This window comes from Streptomyces sp. NPDC008238, from assembly GCF_042956445.1.
Classification (GTDB): Bacteria; Actinomycetota; Actinomycetes; order Streptomycetales; family Streptomycetaceae; genus Actinacidiphila.
In genome coordinates, this window is the sequence record NZ_JBIBGK010000040.1 from 37,716 (window position 1) to 59,337 (window position 21,622).

The 21,622-nt window shown below is 72.1% G+C and carries 20 protein-coding genes and 1 pseudogene; 12 read left to right on the forward strand and 9 right to left on the reverse strand.

The annotated features are described in order from the left end of the window. Positions 1-30: 30 nt before the first annotated feature. Positions 31-1,764, reverse strand: coding sequence for a streptophobe family protein (locus tag ACFZAU_RS39055; RefSeq protein ID WP_500556160.1), 1,734 nt, complete (start codon positions 1,762-1,764; stop codon positions 31-33). Positions 1,765-1,986: 222 nt separating this feature from the next. On the opposite strand from ACFZAU_RS39055, the gene ACFZAU_RS39060 reads away from it, so the two are divergent. After that, positions 1,987-4,578 (forward strand): FHA domain-containing protein, encoded by a 2,592-nt coding sequence (locus ACFZAU_RS39060; RefSeq protein ID WP_500556150.1) that lies wholly within the window; start codon positions 1,987-1,989, stop codon positions 4,576-4,578. 88 nt (positions 4,579-4,666) lie between these two features. Here ACFZAU_RS39060 and ACFZAU_RS39065 read toward each other — a convergent pair whose 3' ends face one another. The 3 genes from ACFZAU_RS39065 to ACFZAU_RS39075 all read right to left on the reverse strand — a co-directional run bounded on the left by ACFZAU_RS39065 (position 4,667) and on the right by ACFZAU_RS39075 (position 7,469). Then, a complete protein-coding gene (locus ACFZAU_RS39065; protein ID WP_500556151.1) occupies positions 4,667-5,401 on the reverse strand; it encodes an aggregation-promoting factor C-terminal-like domain-containing protein in 735 nt (244 codons plus the stop codon). 314 nt (positions 5,402-5,715) lie between these two features. Next, positions 5,716-6,774 carry an S-adenosylmethionine:tRNA ribosyltransferase-isomerase gene (locus tag ACFZAU_RS39070; RefSeq protein ID WP_500556152.1) on the reverse strand — a complete coding sequence of 353 codons (1,059 nt, stop codon included), beginning with the start codon at positions 6,772-6,774 and terminating at the stop codon, positions 5,716-5,718. Beyond that, on the reverse strand, positions 6,771-7,469 hold the full coding sequence (locus ACFZAU_RS39075) for an SDR family NAD(P)-dependent oxidoreductase (RefSeq protein WP_500556153.1): 699 nt from the start codon (positions 7,467-7,469) through the stop codon (positions 6,771-6,773). The genes ACFZAU_RS39070 and ACFZAU_RS39075 overlap by 4 nt, the downstream gene beginning before the upstream one ends. A gap of 188 nt (positions 7,470-7,657) precedes the next feature. Here ACFZAU_RS39075 and ACFZAU_RS39080 point away from each other — a divergent pair, with 188 nt between their 5' ends. The 4 genes from ACFZAU_RS39080 to ACFZAU_RS39095 all read left to right on the forward strand — a co-directional run bounded on the left by ACFZAU_RS39080 (position 7,658) and on the right by ACFZAU_RS39095 (position 10,424). After that, positions 7,658-8,812: a GAF domain-containing sensor histidine kinase gene (locus ACFZAU_RS39080; RefSeq protein ID WP_499606254.1), complete on the forward strand. Its 1,155-nt coding sequence runs from the start codon at positions 7,658-7,660 to the stop codon at positions 8,810-8,812. Next, positions 8,805-9,449, forward strand: coding sequence for a response regulator (locus ACFZAU_RS39085; RefSeq protein WP_500463668.1), 645 nt, complete (start codon positions 8,805-8,807; stop codon positions 9,447-9,449). The genes ACFZAU_RS39080 and ACFZAU_RS39085 overlap by 8 nt, the downstream gene beginning before the upstream one ends. Before the next feature lie 239 nt (positions 9,450-9,688). Further along, positions 9,689-9,937: a chaplin gene (locus ACFZAU_RS39090; RefSeq protein WP_361795778.1), complete on the forward strand. Its 249-nt coding sequence runs from the start codon at positions 9,689-9,691 to the stop codon at positions 9,935-9,937. Positions 9,938-10,184: 247 nt separating this feature from the next. After that, positions 10,185-10,424: a chaplin gene (locus ACFZAU_RS39095; RefSeq protein ID WP_499606256.1), complete on the forward strand. Its 240-nt coding sequence runs from the start codon at positions 10,185-10,187 to the stop codon at positions 10,422-10,424. 64 nt (positions 10,425-10,488) lie between these two features. Here ACFZAU_RS39095 and ACFZAU_RS39100 read toward each other — a convergent pair whose 3' ends face one another. Beyond that, positions 10,489-11,286 carry an Rv1486c family protein gene (locus tag ACFZAU_RS39100; RefSeq protein WP_499606258.1) on the reverse strand — a complete coding sequence of 266 codons (798 nt, stop codon included), beginning with the start codon at positions 11,284-11,286 and terminating at the stop codon, positions 10,489-10,491. A gap of 115 nt (positions 11,287-11,401) precedes the next feature. Between ACFZAU_RS39100 and ACFZAU_RS39105 the strand changes: the two genes are divergently transcribed. From ACFZAU_RS39105 to ACFZAU_RS39120, 4 genes are all read left to right on the forward strand, one after another. Further along, complete coding sequence (locus ACFZAU_RS39105; protein ID WP_499606259.1) at positions 11,402-12,193, forward strand: ABC transporter ATP-binding protein; 792 nt, start codon at positions 11,402-11,404, stop codon at positions 12,191-12,193. A 162-nt stretch (positions 12,194-12,355) separates the two neighbouring features. Then, positions 12,356-12,766, forward strand: coding sequence for an NfeD family protein (locus ACFZAU_RS39110; RefSeq protein ID WP_500556161.1), 411 nt, complete (start codon positions 12,356-12,358; stop codon positions 12,764-12,766). 126 nt (positions 12,767-12,892) lie between these two features. Beyond that, positions 12,893-13,834: an SPFH domain-containing protein gene (locus ACFZAU_RS39115; protein WP_499606260.1), complete on the forward strand. Its 942-nt coding sequence runs from the start codon at positions 12,893-12,895 to the stop codon at positions 13,832-13,834. Between the two features lie 103 nt (positions 13,835-13,937). Next, positions 13,938-14,705 carry a sulfite exporter TauE/SafE family protein gene (locus ACFZAU_RS39120; RefSeq protein ID WP_500556154.1) on the forward strand — a complete coding sequence of 256 codons (768 nt, stop codon included), beginning with the start codon at positions 13,938-13,940 and terminating at the stop codon, positions 14,703-14,705. 31 nt (positions 14,706-14,736) lie between these two features. Here the strand turns inward: ACFZAU_RS39120 and ACFZAU_RS39125 are convergent, their stop codons facing one another. The 3 genes from ACFZAU_RS39125 to ACFZAU_RS39135 form a co-directional block, all read right to left on the reverse strand. After that, positions 14,737-15,240, reverse strand: coding sequence for an HNH endonuclease (locus ACFZAU_RS39125; RefSeq protein WP_500556155.1), 504 nt, complete (start codon positions 15,238-15,240; stop codon positions 14,737-14,739). 411 nt (positions 15,241-15,651) lie between these two features. After that, complete coding sequence (locus tag ACFZAU_RS39130; RefSeq protein WP_500463671.1) at positions 15,652-16,185, reverse strand: YbhB/YbcL family Raf kinase inhibitor-like protein; 534 nt, start codon at positions 16,183-16,185, stop codon at positions 15,652-15,654. Positions 16,186-16,231: 46 nt separating this feature from the next. Next, positions 16,232-17,014: a sporulation protein gene (locus ACFZAU_RS39135; RefSeq protein WP_499606264.1), complete on the reverse strand. Its 783-nt coding sequence runs from the start codon at positions 17,012-17,014 to the stop codon at positions 16,232-16,234. An 84-nt stretch (positions 17,015-17,098) separates the two neighbouring features. Here ACFZAU_RS39135 and ACFZAU_RS39140 point away from each other — a divergent pair. Next, positions 17,099-17,326: pseudogene (locus ACFZAU_RS39140) on the forward strand (DNA-3-methyladenine glycosylase); the annotation flags it as partial. A gap of 8 nt (positions 17,327-17,334) precedes the next feature. Further along, entirely contained in the window at positions 17,335-17,946 is a 612-nt protein-coding gene (locus ACFZAU_RS39145; RefSeq protein ID WP_500556156.1) for a DNA-3-methyladenine glycosylase, read from the forward strand. A 287-nt stretch (positions 17,947-18,233) separates the two neighbouring features. Here the strand turns inward: ACFZAU_RS39145 and ACFZAU_RS39150 are convergent, their stop codons facing one another. Continuing rightward, a complete protein-coding gene (locus ACFZAU_RS39150) occupies positions 18,234-19,700 on the reverse strand; it encodes a recombinase family protein (RefSeq protein ID WP_500556157.1) in 1,467 nt (488 codons plus the stop codon). 278 nt (positions 19,701-19,978) lie between these two features. Here ACFZAU_RS39150 and tyrS point away from each other — a divergent pair, with 278 nt between their 5' ends. Beyond that, the gene (gene tyrS / locus ACFZAU_RS39155) at positions 19,979-21,244 is read left to right on the forward strand and encodes a tyrosine--tRNA ligase (protein ID WP_500556158.1); all 1,266 of its coding nucleotides are present in this window, start codon (positions 19,979-19,981) and stop codon (positions 21,242-21,244) included. The last annotated feature ends 378 nt before the right edge of the window (positions 21,245-21,622 follow it).

Genomic DNA, 21,622 nt, shown 5'->3' on the forward strand with positions numbered 1-21,622 from the left:
TGTGTTCCGCCTGCCGGACACCGTCCGTGGTCAGCGGCGGCCCCCGGGCGCGCCGGGCGGCGGGCCCCCGCGCGAGGGGCCGGGCGGCGGTCCCGGGGGAGGCACCGGCGGAGGCACCGGAGGAGGACCGGGCGGCGGCCCGGGCGGCGGGGGCAGCGGCGCCCCGGTGACGGTCCGGGCGGAGTGCGGCCCGCGGCCCTGCGGCGGGGCGCCGTTCGGCGGGCCCTGCGGCACCTGGCCCTGCGGCGCCCTGCCGTGCGGGGTTTGCCGATAGGGGTTGGGCCCGGCTTCCGGCGGGCCGTAGCCGGGGCTCGGGAGGTAGGGACCGGGCTGGCAGGCGATGCCCGGGTAGGTGCGCGAGCTGCTCTCCCCGGCCGCCGCCTCGGCCGCCCGGCGCAGCGCGTACGGCGACACCCGGCGCCCGGCCGTGCCCGTCAGCAGTGCCAGCAGCGCCCCCGCGCCGCCGGCCGCCGCCCCCCAGGCGGCGCCCAGCGGGAACGCCAGGGGGAGGCTGCCGTGCAGGTCCACCCCGGCGCCCACCGCGTCGAAGCCGAAGACCGAGACGCCCGCGTCCACGGAGACGCCGGTCACCCACACCAGCAGCGGGAAGGCGAGCGCGGTGACCAGGCCGAGCCGTAGTGCGCAGCGGCCCGCGAACCCGGCCCGCGTCGACCCCCACAGCGGGGTGCGGGCCGCCGCCAGCGCCCCCGCGGCCAGCATCATCAGCGCCGCGGCGAGGGTCAGCAGCCACACCCGCTGGTCGTACTCGGCCAGCCGGGCGGGCGTCACGGGTTCCTGCACGCTGGTCGACAGCAGCCGGTCCAGCGGGTCCGGCAGCACCTGGGCCAGCTCCCCGGTGGCCGTGCCCCGCCAGGACACGAACAGCCCGAGCGGCACCGCCAGCCACACCCCGTTGGGCGCCCCCAGCAGGGCCGCCCCGGCGATCCGGCCCGGCTCGTCACCGGTCACCGCCGTGTACCCGGCGGCCGCGCAGCCCGCGAGGACGGCCAGCAGCAGCACCCAGCGCAGCGCCGACGCCGCGGGCCGCACGATCCGGTGCAGCGGCTCCAGGGCGGGCGGCAGCGGCGAACGGCGCGAGGTGAGCAGCGCCAGCAGCAGGACGACCAGCACCCACAGCAGACCGCCCAGCAGGGTGCGGCCGGTCGCGACGTGGAAGCTCACCGAGGCCTTGGCGTCGATCAGGTCCTGCAGCCCGTCCCCGAGCCCCCCGCCGATGTCACCGATGCCCGGCAGCTGGTCCGTGAGGCCGCCGCCCCCGTCCCCGCCCAGCGCGGCGCCGTCGAGGGCGAGGGTGTCCTCCCCGGCCCACGCCAGGGCGCCCAGCAGCGCCACGAAGAGCGCCACCACCGCACCGGCCCGCGCGGCGAGTTCGCCCCCGGGGACGGTCAGTCCGGCCCCGCGCAGCGACCGCAGGAACACCCAGGACAGCAGCAGGGCGCCCACCAGGCCGACGCCCAGCGGCATGAGGTCCAGCCGGCCCTCGCCACCCGCGCCGCCCAGACCGAACACCGCGACGTCACCCGAGGGGACGACCTTGCCGCCCACCGCCATGGCGACCACGGCCGCCGTCATCGGCCCCAGGGAGCCCGCGGTGTCGGCGCCGAGCAGGTGCAGGCCCAGCGCGGCGGCCCCCGCCATCCCCAGGTACGCCCAGCTCACCGCGGCGATCGCCGAGAGCAGCACGCCGCCCCACGGGACCGGGCGCGCGGGCGCGTTCGAAGGTGTGGAGGTGTACGCGGTCATGCCCGCCCCCGAGGTCTCGCGTCCGAACCGCCTGCGCCGCATGGTGCCCCGATCCGTCATGATCCGCACGGTTCATGGGCGGTTACCACTCTCCGGTGGTGTTTCGGCGCCGTCAACGGCTTCTCGGAAGACGGTTCACATCACCGCAACGGTGTGGCGTCCTGACGGGTCGGCGTGCCGGGAATGGTTCCTCCCGGTGTTCGCAATCCCTAGACTCCCCTCATGGGGGACAACCCGGGGGACAACTTTGTGGGGCTTGGGGTGCCTGAACTCGTACTCGAACTGAACGGTCGGACCTGGGCGCTCGATCCGGCCAGGTCGTACAGCCTCGGCCGGGATCCGCAGTCGGACGTCGTCCTCGACGACGCGCGGGTCTCCTGGCGGCACGCCACCATCCGCCGTGGCGAACGCGGTTGGGTCATCGAGGACCTGGGCAGCACCAACGGCACCTACGTCCAGGGCCAGCGCGTCCACGCCTACGACGTCGCCGCCGGGGCCGCCGTCAGCCTCGGCAACGCCGCCGACGGCCCGCGCCTGAGCTTCAGCGGCGCCGCGGCCGGCGGTGACCTCTACAGCGCCGACACCGCGCTGGCGAACCCGCAGCAGGCCCACAAGTCCGGCCCGGCGGCGCAGTCGAGGCCGAACTCCGTGGCCCCGCCGCGGCAGGGCGGCTGGGGGAACGGGGCGCCGGCCGCCCACGTGCCGCAGCCGTCCCCGCGCCCCGACGGGCGGACGCCGCAGGCGCACATCCCGGCCCCGCACGGGCCGTCCGGCGGCGCCGGCGCGCCGCCCGTCTACGGCGACCGCAGCCCGACCACCTTCCACCATCTGGTGCTCGGCCGCGTCATGAAGATCGGCCGCGCCCTGGAGAACGACCTGGTCGTCTCCGACCTCCAGGTCTCCCGCTTCCACGCGGAGTTCCGGGCGCACCCCGACGGCCGCTACGAGATCGTCGACCTCGGCAGCCACAACGGCACGTACGTCAACGGCCAGCCCATACAGCGTCATCTGCTGGGCCCCAACGACATCGTGGGCGTCGGCCACTCCACCTTCCGGCTCGTCGGCGACCAGCTGGAGGAGTTCGTCGACACCGGCGAGATCTCCTTCTCCGCCCGCCGGCTGACGGTGAAGGTGCCGCAGGGCAGCGGCACCAAGACGATCCTCAACGACGTCTCCTTCGGCGTCCCCGAGAAGTCGCTGGTCGCCGTCATCGGCCCCTCCGGCTCCGGCAAGTCGACGCTGCTGCGCGCCCTGACCGGCTACCGGCCGGCCGAGGAGGGCGAGGTGCTGTACGACAGCCGCAACCTCTACAAGCAGTTCGCGGAGCTGCGGCAGCGTATCGGCCTCGTCCCGCAGGACGACATCCTGCACAAGGAGCTGACGATCCGCAGAGCCCTGCGCTACGCGGCCAAGCTCCGCTTCCCCGGCGACACCAAGGCCGCCGAGCGCGAGGCCCGCATCGACGAGGTGCTGCGCGAGCTCAAGCTCGACGTCCACGCCGACAAGCGGGTCACCTCGCTCTCCGGAGGTCAGCGCAAGCGCGTCTCGGTCGCCCTGGAACTGCTGACCAAGCCCTCGCTGATCTTCCTGGACGAGCCCACCTCCGGCCTCGACCCGGGCATGGACCGGGACGTCATGAAGCTGCTGCGCGGCCTCGCCGACGACGGCCGCACCGTGCTCGTCGTGACCCACTCGGTGGCCGAACTCGCCCTGTGCGACAAGCTGCTGGTGATGGCGCCGGGCGGCGCCGTGGCCTACTTCGGCCCGCCCGAGGAGGCGCTGAACTTCTTCGGCTACGAAACCTGGGCCGACGTCTTCTCCGCCTTCGAGAACTACCGCGACTACGACTGGTCCGGGCGCTGGCGCGGCTCCCAGCACTACCAGATCTACGCCGCGGACCTGGACGCGGTCGCCCCGCAGTCCGTAGGCGCGGCCCCGCAGCGGGCCAAGCCTCCCAAGCCGCAGAGCTGGCCGGCGCAGTTCGTCACCCTCGTCCGCCGCTACCTGTCGGTGATCGCCTCCGACAAGGGGTACATGGGGCTGATGATCCTGCTGCCGGCCGTTCTGGGCCTGGTGAGCGCCGTCATCCCCGCGAAGTACGGTCTGACCCTCCCCGGCGAGCCGGGAAAGTTCAACACCGACGCGGGCACCGTCCTGCTGATCATCGCCGTAGGCGCCTGCTTCTCGGGAGCCGCCAACTCGGTCCGCGAACTGATCAAGGAACGGGTTATCTACGAACGGGAACGCGCGACGGGCCTGTCCCGTTCGGCGTACCTGTTCTCCAAGGTCTTCGTCCTCGGACTGGTCAGCGCCCTGCAGGGCGTCATCATCTGCGCCATCGGCCTGTCGGCGCGCAAGCTGCCCGACGAAGGCCTGGTCATCAAGGGCTTCCCCGCGGCCGAGGTCACCTTGGCGGTCATCGCCCTGGGCTTCACCTCGATGATGTTCGGCCTGGTCATCTCCTCCCTGGTGAGGACCGCCGAGATGACCATGCCGCTGCTGGTGATGTTCTCGATCGTCCAGGTCGTCTTCACCGGCGTGCTCTTCCAGATCTTCGGCACCGTCGGCCTGGAGCAGTTTGCCTGGCTGATGCCCTCCCGCTGGGCAGTCGGTGCCATCGGGGCCACCCTCGACCTGTCTCACCTGATGCCGCCGTGGGACCAGGCCAAGCCCCACAACCTGGACCCGCTGTGGGAGCACACCGCGAGCCAGTGGGGCTTCGACATGGGGATCCTGCTCGGCATCGCCCTCGTCTGCGGCATCCTCGTGCTGCGCCTGCTGCGCCGCCACGAGCCGGAGGTCATGCGCAAGTAGCGGCCCCGCGTACGACAACGGAAGGCGGCGGCTCCCCAGGAGGGGAACCGCCGCCTTCCGCACGTCCGCGCGGCCCGCGCCGGACGGCTCAGTACCAGTGGTTGGCCTGCCAGAACGACCAGGCGCCGCAGGGGCTGCCGTAGCGCCCGTTCATGTAGTCGAGGCCCCACTTGATCTGCGTGGCCGCATTGGTGCGCCAGTCGGCGCCCGCGGAGGCCATCTTGGAGCCCGGCAGCGCCTGGACCAGGCCGTACGCACCGGAGGAGGGGTTCACCGCGTACGGGTTCCAGGTGCTCTCGTGCATCACGATGTTGGCGAAGCACTCGAACTGCGCCGCGTCGCCGATCATCTGCCGCGCCATCTGCTGCGGGGTGCCGGAGGGCGCCGCAGGCGCCTTCGGGGCGGCCGCGCGCGGAGCGGGGGCCGAGGCCTCGTGCCGCTGCTGCGGGACGAGGGCCTCGCGCTCGTGGCTGCGGTTGGCGGCGGCCCGGCGCTCGCGCGCCTCCCGCGCGGCTTCGCGCGCACGCTCGTCCGCCTGGCGCTTGCGCTCGGCGGCCAGGTGCGCGACGTGGGCCGCGTGCCGCCCGGCGAGCACCTTCCGGTGCGCGACGTGGGCGACGTGCGCGGCGTGCCGCTCGGCCGCGGCGGACCGGGCCTGCGGGGAGACCTGCTCCGCCGCCTTGCCGGTGGCCTGCGCCGTCCCGCTGGTCCCGGTCACACCGGTGATGGCCAGGACGCCCACACCGGCCGCGGCGATGCCGGCGGCGGAGTACTTGTGGGCCTTGGTCAGACGGTCGAACCTCGGGATCGTCGGGAGCTGCATGGGGGAGTGACCTCTTCCATTCGGCTGCGCCCCACTCCGCCCTCGGGCAAGGAGAAGCGCCGTGCGTCGAACACGGCGCGGAGCGACCCGAGCATTCTTAGCCGCGGGAAACTCGCCGACCAAACCCGCGCATTACTACCCGAAGTCGTAGCGACCGGACCGGCCGGGCACGGCACACGCCGTGCCCCCTGCCGATCCGGCCGCCCCGCCTCCTACTACGCGCCTTCGTACGTGACGTACGCCCTATGCGCCGCCTCACAGACGTGTCGCGCACCGCGACCACCCGGCGACGCCTGGTGCCCCGCGCGGGCCCGTCAGGGCAGCAGCAGGTTCACGTCCCCGAACTCGTGCCAGAGGTAACGCGCCCCCACTGCCGCGTCGTAGACCCGCCCCAGCAGCTCCCGGCCGGCGACCGCCTCCAGCATCAGCACATGCGAGGCCGCCGGGTCGTGCAGCCCGGTGAGGAGGCCGTCCACCGCCCGCACGCCCCGCTCCGGCGTGACCACCAGGTCCGTCCAGCCGCCCGCCGCCGTGACCCGCCCCCGGGCGTCGGCCGCCGTCTCCAGGGCGCGCACCGCGGTGGTGCCCACCGCCACGACCCGCCCGCCGCCCACCCGGGCGGCGTTCACCAGCCACGCGGTGCTCTCCGGCACCGAGAAGCGCTCCGGGTACGGCGGCTCGTGCGCCTCGCCGGAGGACACCCCGGTGTGCAGCACCACCGGCGCGATCTGCACCCCCCGGCTCACCAGCGCCGTGACCAGCCCGTCCGTGAAGGGGCGGGCCGCGCTGGGCATCTCCGCCGAGCCGGGACCGTCCGCCGACGGCACCGAGAACACCGTCCGGTACGCCGCCACCGGCTGGTCCCGCTCGGTGTACGCGTACCGGATCGGCCGCCCGTGCCGGCGCAGGAAGCCGGCCGCGTCCGCCGCCGACGCCCGCGCCACCCACAGCCGCTCCCCACGGGGGCTCAGCGGTTCCTGCAGCACCAGCCGCTCGCCGCCGGGCAGCGCCACCGCCACCCCCGCCGGACCACCCGCGCGCGGCCGGGTCGTGCCCCGCCCGTCGGGCGTCCGCAGCTCCACCACCCAGCGCCCGTCGTCCAGCAGCCCCGAGAAGTGCACCACCACCGCGGACTCCCCGAGGGTGGCGTCCACCGCCGCCGGGAGCGTCGCGGAGGTGTTCACCACCAGCACGTCCCCGGCCCGCAGCAACTCCGGAAGGTCACCGAAGGCGTGGTGCGCGACCTCGCCCCGGGTCCGCCGGCCCACCAGCATCCGCACCCCGTCGCGGCCCGCCGCCCCGTCCGCGCGCTGTTCCGCCGGCACCCGCGCCGCCAGCTCCGCCGGCACCCTCAGCGCGCCCAGCGCGGTCACCGCCCGGTCTCCAGCAGGGCCGGGGCGACGTAGCGGCCACTGGCCGCGCCACCGTCGATCAGACCCAGCACGGCCGGCACCACGGACGCGGGCTCCGGGCGCGCGTCAGCGTCAGGGTCGCCGGGCACCGCCGCCGCGTACATCGCCGTCCTCATGTCCCCCGGGTCCAGCCACCACACCCGCAGCTCCGGCTCCTCCACCGCCAGCACCGCCGACAACCGCTCCAGCGCCGCCTTGCTCGCGCCGTACCCTCCCCACGTGCGGTACGCCTCGACGGCGGCGTCCGAGCTGATGTTGAGCACCGCACCCCGCCGCCGGCGCAGCAGCGGCAGCGCCTCCTGCACCAGGCCCAGCGCGGCCACCACGTTGGTCTCCAGCGCCTCCCGCAGCCCCTCCAGCGGATGCTCGGACAGCGGCCGCAGCGGCTCGGCGCCGAGCGCGCCGGCGTTGTTCACCAGCAGGTCCAGCCCGCCGAAGTTCCAGGCCGCCGAGACCAGCCCCACCCGGTGCCGCGGATCGGTGACGTCACCCGGCAGCGCGGCCACCCGGGCCCGGCCCGCCAGTTCCCGCTCCGCCTCCTCCAGCGCCCCGGCCGACCGCGCGTCGACGACCAGGTCCCAGCCCCGCTCCGCGAGCGCCCCGGCGAGGGCCCGCCCCAGTCCCCGCGACGCTCCCGTGATGATTGCCACCGGCATGACGTGTCCTCCCACCGGCCGCCCGGCCCGTCGCCCGGCGGCTGCCCCCACCGTAGGAACGCGCCCGCCCCCCGCACCTCGGCCGCCCGCAGCACCGGCGGAAGGAACTTCGCCCTAGGTCCGCGGACCGGGGGAGCTCGGTCAGCGGGCCGATCCCGCCGCCGTCACCCCGCCGGTACGGTGAGCACATGTCCAGCCGATCGTCCCGACGCGGCATCGAGGCGGTGAGCGCGGCCGTCCTCGCGATGAGCCGGCACCTGGAAGTGCGCGAGGTCCTGCAGACCATCGTCTCGTCCGCCCGCGAACTGCTCGAGGCCCAGTACGCGGCCCTGGGCGTGCCGGACGACCACGGCGGCTTCGCCCAGTTCGTCGTCGACGGCGTCAGCGACGAGCAGTGGAAGGCCATCGGCCCGCTGCCCCGGCAGCACGGCATCCTCGCCGCGATGCTCCACGAGGCCACCCCCCAGCGGCTGACCGACGTCAAGGGCGACCCGCGCTTCGGCGGCTGGCCGTCCGCCCACCCCGACATGGCCGAGTTCCTCGGCATGCCCGTGGTCGACGGCGACGAGATCCTGGGCGCCCTCTTCCTCGCCAACAAGCGCTGCGCCACCGGCCCCGCGCGGGACGGCCGCGGCTTCAGCGAGGAGGACGAGGAACTGCTGCGCACCCTGGCCGCGCACGCCGCCATCGCCCTCACCAACGCCCGCCTGTACGAGCGCAGCCGGGAGCTGACCCTCGCCGGGGAACGGGCCCGCATCGCCCACGAGTTGCACGACGCCGTCTCGCAGAAGCTGTTCTCGCTGCGGCTCACCGCCCAGGCGGCCTCCGCCCTGGTGGCCCGCGATCCCGAACGCGCCCGGGAGGAGCTGCGGCAGGTCGCCGCGCTCGCCGCCGAGGCCGCCGACGAACTGCGCGCGGTCGTGGTGGAGCTGCGCCCCGCCGCGCTCGACGAGGACGGCCTGCTGGCCACCCTGCGCACCCAGGTCGACGTCCTGGACCGCGCGCACTCGGCGCACATCTCCTTCGGCCACCGCCACGTACGCGCCCTGCCCGCCGCCCAGGAGGAGGCGGTGCTGCGGGTCGCCCAGGAGGCCCTGCACAACGCGCTGCGCCACGCGGACGCCGCCACGGTGACGGTGCGCCTGGAGGGCCGGGGCAGGGGAGCAGTGCTCACGGTGCGCGACGACGGGCGCGGCTTCGACCCGTCCGCGGTGCGCCGGGCCGGCCGCCACCTGGGACTGGTCTCCATGCGGGACCGGGCCGACGGGGTCGGCGGCGGACTGACGGTGGACTCGGCGCCCGGCAGGGGCACCGTGATCGAGATGGAGGTGCCCGGTGGCTGACGGCCCCATTCGCGTGCTGCTGGTCGACGACCACCAAGTGGTCCGCCGCGGCCTGCGGACCTTCCTGGAGGTGCAGCCCGACATCGAGGTGGTGGGCGAGGCCGGGGACGGTGAGGAGGGCGTCGAGCGCGCCGGCGAACTCGCGCCCGACGTGATCCTCATGGACGTCCGCATGCCCGGTGTCGACGGCATCGAGGCCCTGCGGCGGCTGCGCGACAACGGCAGCAAGGCCCGCGTGCTGGTCGTCACCAGCTTCACCGAGCAGCGCACGGTCGTCCCGGCGCTGCGCGCGGGCGCGGCCGGCTACGTCTACAAGGACGTGGACCCGGACGCCCTGGCCGGCGCGATCCGCTCGGTGCACGCCGGACACGTGCTGCTGCAGCAGGAGGTCGCCGAGGCCCTGCTCTCCCAGGAGGACTCCACCCCCGGCCAGGGCCGCGGGGGCACCCTCACCGAACGCGAGCGCGAGGTGCTGTCCCTGATCGCCGAGGGCCGCTCCAACCGGGAGATCGCCCGTGCCCTGGTGCTCTCGGAGAAGACCGTGAAGACCCACGTGTCGAACATCCTGATGAAGCTGGATCTCTCCGACCGCACCCAGGCGGCCCTGTGGGCGGTCCGGCACGGTATCGGGAGTTGAACGGAAGCGGCCGACGACGCCGCGAAAGGCCACCGGCGCGAAAGGCCACCGATACAGAGGGCCACCGACGCGAAAGCCGGGGCGCTTAGCGGTAGGACAAGCGGATCGTCTCGGTCCGGAGTGAGATTCATACCGTCGGGTGTATGTCGCCCGGATGGCGCAACCTGGCCGGGCGTGGGCCGTTCTCCATGGCGTGCTGCGGCGACTGCCGCGGCACCCATGCAAGGAGGGTCAAGAACGTGAAGAACCTGCACAAGGCCGCCGCCGTCGCCATGGTCGCCGGAAGCCTCGCCATGGTCGGCGCGGGTGCCGCCTCCGCCCACACCGGTGGCGCCCAGGCCCACGGTGGCGCGAAGAACAGCCCCGGTGTGGTCTCGGGCAACGTCATCCAGGTCCCGGTGCACGTCCCGGTGAACGTCTGCGGCAACACCATCAGCGTGATCGGCCTGCTGAACCCGGCCATCGGGAACGTCTGCGTCAACCGCTGACCCAGGACGTCACCCCCCACGGCAAGGCCGTGACCACCGGCCCCGGAGCGCTCCGCCGCCCCGGGGCCGGTCCGTTCGTGCGGCCCACGGCGCCTTCCCGCACGACGGGCGGCACACGCCGGTACGACACGCGGATTCCGCCGTACGAAGGTTTCCGGCGCCCTCCCCGTGTCAACGCCCCGGGCTCCGCGTTCCTCACAGTGCGGCTCCTCGAACCGGGCCGTGCCATCACAGGAGGAACAGTTTCATGAACAGCGCCAAGAAGGCCGCCCTGATCATCGCCGCCGCCGGTGCGGCCGCCGCCGGTTCGGCCGGTACCGCGCTCGCCGACTCCCACGCGGGCGCCGTGGCCGCCGGGTCGCCCGGTGTGATCTCCGGCAACGTGATCCAGGTTCCGGTGAACATCCCGGTCAACCTCTGCGGCAACACCATCGACGCCGTCGGCATCCTCAACCCGGCCGTCGGCAACGTCTGCTTCAACAACTGACGTGCGCGCGGAAGGCCCTGCGGACAGCGTCGTCCGCGGGGCCTTCTCCCGTCCCCGGCCGGTCTCAGCCCCGGCGCCGCTCCGTCTCCTCGACGTACGCGTTGTACGCCGCCACCTGCGCCCGCCGCGCCGTGCGCTCCACCGGCCGCAGCAACTCCGCCCGGGCGGCGATCTCCGAGGCGCTGACCGCCGCCCCGTGCCCGGCCCCCGCACCGGTCGCGATCCCGATCAGCGCGCCCACCCGCTGGGCCAGTTCCAGCACCCGCACCGCCCGCGGCGGATACCCCGGCGCCAGCACCTCGCGCCCACGCGCCGCCCGCGCCCGGTACGCCTCCAGAGCCGCCTGCGCCGTCGGCCCCGCGCCGGCCACGTCCAGCCGCGCCAGCGCCTCCGTGGCGTCCCGCAACGCCTCGGCGAGCTCACGCTCCGCCTCCCCCAGCGAGGGCACGTCCGCCGGCGGCGCGTCCCGCACCTCCAGGCAGTGCCACTCCACCGACACGTGCACGTCGCCCCGCGGCCCGGCCTCCGTGACCTCCGGAACCAGCCCGACGGCCGGCCCGCCCACGGCGATGACCGCCTCGCCCGCCGCCAGGGCCCGCGCGTTGAACTCCGGCGGCCCGCTGAGTCCGAGCGGGTGCCCCGGCACCGGCAGCGCGATCCGCAGCCCGCGCACACCGAGCGCGCGCAGCCGCCCCAGCCCCAGCGTCAGCCCCACCGGGCCCTCCTCGCCGGGGAGTCCGGAGACCCGGTGCACCGAGTCGTCGGCGAGCACTTCCTGAGCGGCGTCATCCGGCGCGGCAAGTCCGGCAATCAGGGCATTTCCCCAGGCGGCCAGCCGTCCTGAGCGAGGTTCGTCGAGCATCCCCCCAGCCTAAGGACTGGGGCGGCCCGGGCGTGGCGTAGATTTCCTTGGGGGCGGCGCCTACAGGTGCTCGCGACGGCAGACGTGCGATCGGGAAGTGGGAGACAACACGCTCATGAGCGATGTTCTGGAGCTGGTGGACGTATCCGTGGTCCGAGACGGCCGGGCTCTGGTGGACCAGGTCTCCTGGTCGGTCGCCGAGGGCGAGCGGTGGGTCATCCTCGGCCCCAACGGCGCCGGCAAGACGACCTTGCTGAACATCGCCTCGAGCTACCTCTTCCCGACCTCCGGCACCGTCCAGATCCTCGGCGAGAAGATGGGCGGCGTCGATGTCTTCGAACTGCGCCCCCGCATCGGCATCGCGGGCGTCGCCCTGGCCGAGAAGCTGCCGCGCAAGCAGACCGTGCTGGAGACCGTCCTCACCGCCGCGTACGGCATGACCGCGCACTGGCAGGAGAGCTACGAGCAGGTCGACGAGGACCGCGCCCGCGCCTTCCTCGACCGCCTCGGCATGAGCGACTACCTCGACCGCAGGTTCGGCACCCTCTCCGAGGGCGAGCGCAAGCGCACCCTCATCGCCCGCGCCATGATGACCGACCCCGAGCTGCTCCTGCTCGACGAGCCCGCCGCCGGCCTCGACCTGGGCGGCCGCGAGGACCTCGTCCGCCGCCTGGGACGGCTCGCCCGCGACCCGATCGCCCCCTCCATGGTGATGGTCACCCACCACGTCGAGGAGATCGCCCCGGGCTTCACCCACGTCCTGATGATCCGCCAGGGCAAGGTGGTCGCCGCCGGCCCCATGGAGACCGAGCTCAGCTCCCGCAACCTCTCCCTCTGCTTCGGCCTCCCGCTCGTCGTCGAGCGCCGCGGCGACCGCTGGACCGCCAACGGCCTGCCCCTGAAGTGACCTTCCCGGGGTGACCCCCGGCGCGACCGGTGACGTCACCCCGCGAACCGACCCGCCGAGGACACCCGCGCACCCGGTCCCGCGACGAAAGCGCCCGGCAGAGCCGTCGCACCCTGTCACAGATCCACTGCGGGCCCCTACCATGGGCCTGTGGACGACTGGTTGTGGTGGCTGATCGCCGCCGTGGGGCTGGGTATTCCGCTCGTGGTGACCGCGATGCCCGAGTTCGGCATGTTCGCGGTCGGAGCCGTCGCCGCCGCTGTCGCTGCCGGCCTCGGCCTCGGCATCACCGGACAGGTGCTGGTCTTCGTCATCGTCTCGGTCGCGGGCATCGCCGTCGTACGCCCGCTGGCCAACAGGAGCCGCGCGCAGCGCCCGGAGCTGCGCAGCGGCATCGACGCGCTCAAGGGCCGCCAGGCCGTCGTCCTCGAACGGGTGGACGGGCACGGCGGCCGGATCAAGCTCAACGGCGAGGTCTGGTCGGCCCGCGCCCTCGACACGGGACGGGCCTTCGAACCCGGCGAGAGCGTGGACGTCGTCGAGATCGAAGGCGCGACGGCCGTCGTGATGTGATCCTGCGCGCCCCGCACCCGAGACGGCACGGGAATTCGCCGAACCCGGCCCGCCTCCCCGCGGGGTCTGCCAGACTTGATCATGTCTTCGTACAGGTAGGCACAGGCAAACGGCGTGGGAGTGGACGTGCAGCCGATCATCATCGTCCTGATCATCCTGGTGGTGCTCGTCTTCATCGCGCTCATCAAGACGGTCCAGGTCATCCCGCAGGCCAGCGCCGCGATCGTCGAGCGCTTCGGCCGCTACACCAGGACCCTGAGCGCGGGCCTCAACATCGTGGTCCCGTTCATCGACACCATCCGCAACCGCATCGACCTGCGCGAACAGGTCGTGCCGTTCCCGCCGCAGCCGGTGATCACCCAGGACAACCTGGTCGTCAACATCGACACCGTCATCTACTACCAGGTCACCGACGCGCGGGCCGCCACGTACGAGGTCGCCAGCTACATCCAGGCGATCGAGCAGCTCACCGTCACCACCCTCCGCAACATCATCGGCGGCATGGACCTGGAACGGACCCTGACCTCCCGCGAGGAGATCAACGCGGCCCTGCGCGGCGTTCTCGACGAGGCCACCGGCAAGTGGGGCATCCGCGTCAACCGCGTCGAGCTCAAGGCCATCGAGCCGCCCACCTCCATCCAGGACTCGATGGAGAAGCAGATGCGCGCCGACCGCGACAAGCGCGCCGCCATCCTCACCGCCGAGGGCATCCGGCAGTCCCAGATCCTCACCGCCGAGGGCGAGAAGCAGTCCGCGATCCTGCGCGCCGAGGGCGAGGCCAAGGCCGCCGCCCTCAAGGCCGAGGGCGAGGCCCAGGCCATCCGCACCGTCTTCGAGTCCATCCACGCGGGCGACCCCGACCAGAAGCTGCTCGCCTACCAGTACCTGCAGATGCTCCCCAAGATCGCCGAAGGCGACGCCAACAAGCTCTGGATCATCCCCAGCGAACTCAACGACGCACTCAAGGGCCTCGGCGGCATCGTCAACCTCCCCGGCGCTCCCGGCAGCGGCCCCGGCAACGCCGAGACCGGCACCCGCCGCGAGACCCCCCGGCTCGACAAGGACTGAGCACCGCGGCCACCACCGCGAACGCGTATGACATGATCCGTGCGCTCCGGCTCCCCCCGGTCCCGTCGGGGGGAGAAGAGCCGCACCGACCATGGAGACGCCTATGACCTACTGGGAAGCCCTGGCCGTGTTCGCCGCCGGAGTCGGCGCCGGCACCATCAACACCGTCGTCGGCTCGGGCACGCTCATCACCTTCCCCGTCCTGCTCGCCGTGGGGCTGCCCCCCGTCACCGCCAACGTGTCCAACACCCTGGGACTCGTCCCCGGCTCCGTCAGCGGCGCCATCGGCTACCGGCGCGAACTCGCCGGACAACGCCCCCGCCTGCTGCGGCTGGGCGCCGCCGCCCTCATCGGCGGACTCATCGGGGCCTTCCTGCTGCTGACCCTGCCCTCCGAGGCCTTCGACACGATCGTGCCGGTCCTCATCGGAGTCGCCCTCGTCCTCGTCGTCGTCCAGCCCCGGCTCTCCCGCGCCCTCCAGGCCCGCCGCTCCGGCAACGGCACCCACGTCCCCGAGCACGGCGGCCCCGCCCTGATCGGCGGACTCCTCGTCGCCAGCATGTACGGCGGCTACTTCGGCGCCGCCCAGGGAGTCGTCTACCTCTCCCTGATGGGCGTCCTCCTCGAGGAGTCCTGGCAGCGGATCAACGCCGTGAAGAACGTCCTCGCGCTCACGGTCAACGGCGTCGCCGCGCTGTTCTTCCTCTTCGTCGCCGACTTCGACTGGACCGCCGTCGCGCTCATCGCCGCCGGCGCCGCCCTCGGCGGCGTCCTCGGCGCCCGCATCGGCCGGGGCCTGCCGCCCGTCGCCCTGCGCGCAGTCGTCGTCGTCGTCGGCCTCGTGGCGATCGCCCAGCTCCTGCTGAAGTAGCCGGACGACCGCCCGGGGCCCCGGTCGGTGCTCAGGCCGGCAGCGCGATCCAGCCCGGCACGTCCTCACGGTCCTTCAGACCCAGCGCCAGCAGCAACGCGTCCGCCGGGGTCGGCTCGAACGGCTGGGTCAGCAGCTGCATCCCCGCCTGCTCCGGCGTACGGTCCGCCTTGCGGTGGTTGTCCTCCGCGCACGACGCCACCGTGTTCAGCCACGTGTCCCCGCCACCGCGCGACCGCGGCAGCACGTGGTCCACGGTCGTCGCCCTCCGGCCGCAGTACGCGCACCGGTGCCGGTCCCTGACCAGCACACCCCGCCGCGACCACGCGGCCCGTTGTCGGAAGGGCACCCGCACGTACCTGCAGAGCCTGATCACCTGCGGCACCGGCACCTCCACCGCCGCCGCGCGGATCCGCAGCCCGGGATGAGCCTGCTCGACCACGGCCTTGTCCTGCATCACCAGCACCACCGCACGCCGCAGCGACACAGTCGACAGCGGCTCGAAGGTCGCATTCAGCACCAGCGTCTCACGCACGTCGCCCACCCCTCGGGTCCGTCCCCGCCCCGTGGCGAGGTGGCTCCACTGTGACCGGGCCATACCCGCGCGGACAACGCAATTTCCGCACGTCAAAGCGAACAGGAGGAAACAGGGAACGAAACGGTGGCCCCCGCCCGGGGCCGGCCACCCCGGGCGCCCTCCCCCGTGGGGCCCGGGCGCCCGGAGCGCGGCGATCGGCGTGGACACCCGGGCGCATGACCGGGCTCCGGCGGACGGCAGGCGGATCGCGCGGCGAGAACCGCACAACGCGAACGCCCCGCCGCCCCCGCCACTGCGGTGCCGACCCCCGGTGACGGTCAGGTCACCAGGCAGACACCACAGTGCGATGCGGGAGCGCCGGGGCGCAACGGAATTTCGGACCCCCGGCCGCAGCCGGGAGCCCCACTGCTACTGCGGGTTCTCGTACTCGCCGATCAGGTTGGCCCGTGCGATCGCGTGGAACCGCAGGTTGAAGCCGACCACGGCGGGCGACACGTCCCCGTCCGGACCCAGCTTCTCCTGGTCCACCGCGTACACGGTGAAGACGTACCGGTGCGGCCCGTCCCCGGGCGGCGGCGCCGCACCGCCGAAGTCCTTGCCGCCGTAGTCGTTGCGCACGTGCACCGCACCCTCGGGCAGCCCCTTGAACCCCTCGCTGCCGGCGCCCGCGGGCAGCTCCGTCACCGACGCCGGGATGTCGAAGAGCACCCAGTGCCAGAAACCGCTGCCCGTGGGCGCGTCGGGGTCGTAACACGTGACGGCGAAGCTCCCTGTCCCCTCGGGAAAGCCCTCCCACCGCAGGTGCGGCGAGACGTTGCCCTCGGCGTAGACCTGGGCGTCCTTCAGCGTGCCACCCGGCTCGATGTCGTCGCTCACCACCGTGAACGACGCCACCGGCGGGTGGAAGTCGTGGGGGAGCGGCCGCCGCTTCTGCTCGGTCACCTCGGTACCTCCTGCTGATCGCGATACGCGCTTCCGCCCGCCGATCCTAGAACCAGTTGCGCTTGCCGCCGACCTCGGCCAGCCACTGGTTGAGGTACCCCGCCCAGTCGGTCGTGTGGAAGTTGTTCAGGTCCACCGTGAACGAACGGAAGGCGTCGCTGCCCTCGCTGAACAGCCCCGGCTTCTTGTCCATCTCCAGGACGACGTCCATCTCGTGCCCGTCGGAGACGAAGCTCAGCTCCACCTGGTTCAGCCCGCGGTACTGCTGCGGCGCGAAGAACTCGATCTCCTGGTAGAACGGCAGCCGCTGCCGCGTGTTGCGGATGTGGCCCCGCTCCAGGTCCGCGTTCTTGAAGCCGAAGCCCAGCTGGCCGAACGCGTCGAGGATCGCCTGCTGCGCCGGCACCGGGTGCACGTTGATCGGGTCGAGGTCACCGGAGTCCACCGCACGGGCGATCGCCAGCTCCGTCGTCACCCCGACGTTCATCCCGGTCAGGTGACGCCCCAGGAACGTCGTGATCGGGGTCTCCCACGGGATCTCCAGCCCGAACGGCACCACGTGCACCGCACCCGGCTGCACCTCGAACGCCCCGCCCAGCTGCTGCCGGTGGAACTCGATGTCCTGCTTGTACTCGGTGTCCTGCCCCTCGACCTCGACGCGGGCCTGCAGGCCCACCGACAGCCCCTCGATCTGCTGCGGCACCGAGCCGCCCTGGATCCTCACCTCGCCCTGGACGACCCCGCCCGGGACGACGTTCGGCTCGTTGAGCACCGTCTCGACCGACGCGCCACCGGCGCCCAAGCTCGCAAGCAGCTTCTTGAAGCCCACGATGTCCCTCTCCCTTTACTGGCGGTTGCCTCGGTCATTACGAACGCGGCCCCACCCCGAACGGTTCCATTACTCTCGTACCGCATGATCCCCCCTCCGGAAAGCACCCCTCTCCCCAGGTCCTTCTTCGACCGCCCGGTGCTGGAGGTGGCCCCCGACCTCCTGGGGCGAACCCTCGTACGCACGACGGACGACGGCCCCGTCGCGCTCAGGCTGACCGAGGTGGAGGCCTACGCCGGCCCCCTCGACCCCGGCTCCCACGCCTACCGCGGCCGCACCGACCGCAACGCCGTCATGTTCGGCGCGTCAGGGAGGTCAGCATGAACATCGTGGATCTTGCTCACCCCGCCGAAGAAGTCGCCCCCAAGTTGCTCGGCGCCATCCTCACCCACGAGTCCCCCGAGGGAACCGTGAGCATCATCATCACGGAGACCGAGGCGTACTCCGGTTCGGCCGACCCGGCCTCCCACGCCTACCGAGGCAGAACACCGCGCAACGCCGTCATGTTCGGAGCCGCCGGCCACCTGTACGTTTACCGGTCACACGGCCTCCACTGGTGCGCCAACATCGTCACCGGGGAGGACGGCGTCGCCACTGCCGCCCTCATACGGGCGGGCAGGGTCGTCGAAGGCGAGGACCTGGCACGCATGAGGCGGGGGAGCGAGGTCGCGAGTCCACGACTCGCGCGGGGTCCGGGGAACCTCTGCCAGGCGCTCGGCATCACCTCCGAGCACAACGGCACAGACCTGCTGACAGGCGCCTCGGTCACGCTGTCCGAGGGAGAGCCAGTACCCGCGGAGCTCATTCGAGTCGGTCCCCGGGTGGGCGTGAGCAAAGCCCACGACTGGCAACACCGCTTCTACATCGCTGGTGATCCGACGGTCTCGGCGTACCGACTGAGCCCGAGAGCGAAGCCGTCCGCAGGAGCCTGACACCCTGTGCGCCGCGCCCATTGGCCCGCCAGCCGGCTGGCGCAGCGAGCGGGTCCCGTGATGCCGGACGCTCTTGAGCGCGGCGCGTGACAGGTTTCCGGTTCATGGGGCCGTGTCAGCCTTGGGTGTCATGCCGGCGGCGAATCAGCCCACCTTGGCGTCGGAGCCGCAGTGGATCCGCTCGCCCGGCTGAAGCCGGTCGATGCCATCGCAGACACCCAGCCCCATCTCCCACCCGGCCGCGGGATCGTCACTGATGTGCGAACCAAGCGCGACGCACGCACCGCTCAAGGCTTGCGGAAGGTGATCCGGCAGTGATCCGATGTGAATGCTCGAGTTCCGCGACCTCGCGGCAGCAGTTCCACGAGTTCGCAGACCTGCATGACGACCGTTCGCACGTGGTCGATCCGGTCGGGATCCTCGTAGTCCAGTTCCTCCCACAGGTACTCGACGTCCCCAAGATCCACCCGAACCCGCTGCGCCATGAGGGCTGCCAGCTCGGTCCGGATCTCCTTCAGGCCGGAATCGCACCTGCCGATGCCTGCGCGCATGGTCGACGCGTCGATGTCCCCTACCGCGAACATCTCGGCCAGGGCGGTGCGCCTCGCGGAGGTGGCGACCTCCTCGGCCATCAGCCAGGCCTCGCGCTCCTCGTCTGCCGCATCCGTGGCCGAGGACCGGTTCAGTTCCTCGGCCCGGGCAATGACCTCCCGGACGACGAAGGAGTCGAGGGGGTCCGCTGGACATGTGATGCACCGGCCACCGGAACAGGTGTAGATCCTGTACCGCTCGCCTGCCGCATTCTTCCGGCTCCACCCCTGTGTGACGACAGCCTGACATTTCGAGCAACGGACCACGCCGGACAACAGGGCCTTGCGCCTCCCCCCACCGCCCGTGTTGCGCTCGGGGTCGCTCAGATAGCGCGCCAAGGCCCGAAACATGCCCTCGGAGACGATCGGCCTCCAGTTGCCCGTGCCGGTCTCCTCGGTCACTCGTACGCGTCTCCCACCAGGCTTCTCGACCCACTGGGAGTAGGTCTGGATGCCCGCGTTCCGCGGCTTCATGAGGACGCTCCGGAGGTTCGAGCTGCGCCATTCGTTGCCATGGGGTGAGAGCAGCTCGCGAGCGTTCCAGTCCTTTGCGATGGACCACAGGGAGACACCGGCCAGGACGTCCCGGTACGCCTGCCTCAGGGCTTCCGCCTCCTCGTCGCGATGAGTGCCGTCACGCTCGAAGCCGAAGGGGCGGGTGCCCCAGAAGGGCCTCCCCGACTCCCTGCGGCGCTGATGACCGAGGACCTGACGCTCCACTCGCATCTCGATCTCGTTCTCGGCCACCGCAGCGCCGATGCGCGCCGCCAGACGACCCGTAGGAGTTGCGAGGTCCAGGACTCCTTGCGCCTGTGCGGCCGCCAGATGCACACCGGTTTCCTCGGCCAGGTCCACCAACTCGACCAGGTCCCGTGTCGTGCGGTAGAGGCGGTCGTAGTGCCTCGCCACCACGACATCAGCCGAACCCGAACGAATCAGCTCGACGACGCGCTTCCAGCCTTCCCCACGCACCGACACCTTGCGGCCCTCAACGAGGCGGAACTTGGAGGCCGAACATTCCTTCTCCGTGATGACCTCGACCACCGTCCAGCCGTTGCGGTCGCACAGTGCCCGGCTCAGTTCGACCTGCTGGGTGAGGTTCCCGCCCTTGGACTCCTCGCCCCTCGGGGTCCGGCTGAGCCTGGCGTAGACGATCGCTCGCATTGCCGTCCCTCCTGCCGGCCGTCGCTTGCCGATGCTGCAACGACGTACATGCTCAGTACGTCACCTAGGTATGTGTCCCTGCATGATCGATCCGGCGCGGCTTTGCTGCGGCCAGCGCTGTGAGCACCGACTTCGCCCGCGAGCGCAGGGTTGCTTCACTTCACCCGCGACCATGCGCCCCGGGGGGCGCAAAAGGAGTCGAGCGGAACGCGTAGTCTCGGAAAGACTCCGTACGACCGGGTACGAAGCATCGAACGACACCAGGAGGCACGAGAACCGTGACGGACATCGTCGACGAGCTGCGGTGGCGAGGGCTGATCGCCGTTTCCACCGACGAGGACGCACTGCGAAAGGCGTTCGCGGACGGCCCGGTCACGGTCTATTGCGGCTTCGACCCCACCGCCCCCAGCCTCCACCTCGGCAACCTGGTGCAGATCCTCACCATCCGCCGGCTCCAGCTGGCCGGCAACCGGCCGCTCGCCCTCGTCGGCGGCGCCACCGGTCTGATCGGCGACCCCAAGCCGACCGCCGAGCGGACGCTGAACGACGCCGACGTCGTCGCCGGGTGGGTGGAGCGGATCCGCGCCCAGATCGAGCCCTTCCTCTCCTTCGAGGGCCCGAACGCCGCCGTGATGGTCAACAACCTCGACTGGACCTCCGGCCTGTCGGCCATCGAGTTCCTGCGCGACGTGGGCAAGTACTTCCGGGTCAACAAGATGATCGCCAAGGAGGCCGTCGCCCGCCGGCTCAACTCCGAGGCCGGCATCAGCTACACGGAGTTCAGCTACCAGATCCTCCAGGGCATGGACTTCCTGGAGCTCCACCGCCGCTACGGCTGCACCATGCAGACCGGCGGCAGCGACCAGTGGGGCAACCTGACGGCCGGCATCGACCTGATCGGACGCGTCGAGGGCACCTCGGTGCACGCGCTCGCGACCCCGCTGATCACCAAGGCCGACGGCACGAAGTTCGGCAAGACGGAGTCCGGCACGGTCTGGCTCGACCCCGAGATGACCACGCCGTACGCCTTCTACCAGTTCTGGCTGAACGCCGACGACCGCGACGTGTCCAAGTTCCTGCGCATCTTCAGCTTCAGGTCGCAGGAGGAGATCGAGGAACTGGAGCGGCTCACCGAGGAACGTCCGCAGGCCCGTGCGGCCCAGCGCGCGCTCGCCGAGGAGCTCACCACCCTCGTCCACGGCGCCGAGCAGTGCGACGCCGTCATCGCGGCGTCCAAGGCACTTTTCGGCCAGGGCGAACTCGCCGGGCTCGACGAGCGGACCCTCGCCGCGGCCCTCGGCGAACTGCCGCACGCCAAGGTCGCCGAGCTGGCCTCCGTCGCCGACCTCTTCGCCGAAGTCGGGCTCGTGGCCAGCAAGTCCGCGGCCCGCCGCACCATCAAGGAGGGCGGTGCGTACGTGAACAACGTCAAGATCGGCGACGAGGACGCGACCCCTGAGGCCTCCGACCTGCTGCACGGCCGCTGGCTCGTGCTGCGGCGCGGCAAGAAGAGCCTGGCGGCCGTCGAGGTCGCCGGCGGCTGATGTCGGCCGGATTCCCACGTTTGAGCGGCGGCGGAGCTTGACTCCGCCGCCGCGCTTGCGTAACGTAGCCCAAGCCGCTTGAGACGGTGCGCCCGGTTCGTCCGGATCCTCCGATCGGCGGTCACTCACCACTACGACACCACCCCGAGATTCGGGCGCACATCCGTGCCCTCGAATTCCGTTGGCGTGGAATCGGACGGCGAGCGGGGGACGATTTCGCAAGACGCGAAGGAATCCGCTAACGTAGTGAATGTCGCCGAGGCGGAAACGCCGAAAGCGAAAACCCCTCCAGAGGGTGGCAGAGAAGGAAATCGGATCTGCTAAGCTGGAGACAACGAAGGGAAAGCCCGGAGGGGCCGGTGAAACGGTCTCGAAGGA

Excerpts from the sequence above, each read along its gene's own strand:
- ACFZAU_RS39055 (WP_500556160.1), bottom strand. The coding sequence starts at position 1,764 with ATGACCGCGTACACCTCCACACCTTCGAACGCGCCCGCGCGCCCGGTC.
- ACFZAU_RS39060 (WP_500556150.1), top strand. The coding sequence starts at position 1,987 with ATGGGGGACAACCCGGGGGACAACTTTGTGGGGCTTGGGGTGCCTGAA.
- ACFZAU_RS39065 (WP_500556151.1), bottom strand. The coding sequence starts at position 5,401 with ATGCAGCTCCCGACGATCCCGAGGTTCGACCGTCTGACCAAGGCCCAC.
- ACFZAU_RS39075 (WP_500556153.1), bottom strand. The coding sequence starts at position 7,469 with ATGCCGGTGGCAATCATCACGGGAGCGTCGCGGGGACTGGGGCGGGCC.
- ACFZAU_RS39080 (WP_499606254.1), top strand. The coding sequence starts at position 7,658 with ATGTCCAGCCGATCGTCCCGACGCGGCATCGAGGCGGTGAGCGCGGCC.
- ACFZAU_RS39095 (WP_499606256.1), top strand. The coding sequence starts at position 10,185 with ATGAACAGCGCCAAGAAGGCCGCCCTGATCATCGCCGCCGCCGGTGCG.
- ACFZAU_RS39100 (WP_499606258.1), bottom strand. The coding sequence starts at position 11,286 with ATGCTCGACGAACCTCGCTCAGGACGGCTGGCCGCCTGGGGAAATGCC.
- ACFZAU_RS39105 (WP_499606259.1), top strand. The coding sequence starts at position 11,402 with ATGAGCGATGTTCTGGAGCTGGTGGACGTATCCGTGGTCCGAGACGGC.
- ACFZAU_RS39120 (WP_500556154.1), top strand. The coding sequence starts at position 13,938 with ATGACCTACTGGGAAGCCCTGGCCGTGTTCGCCGCCGGAGTCGGCGCC.
- ACFZAU_RS39145 (WP_500556156.1), top strand. The coding sequence starts at position 17,335 with ATGAACATCGTGGATCTTGCTCACCCCGCCGAAGAAGTCGCCCCCAAG.
- ACFZAU_RS39150 (WP_500556157.1), bottom strand. The coding sequence starts at position 19,700 with ATGCGAGCGATCGTCTACGCCAGGCTCAGCCGGACCCCGAGGGGCGAG.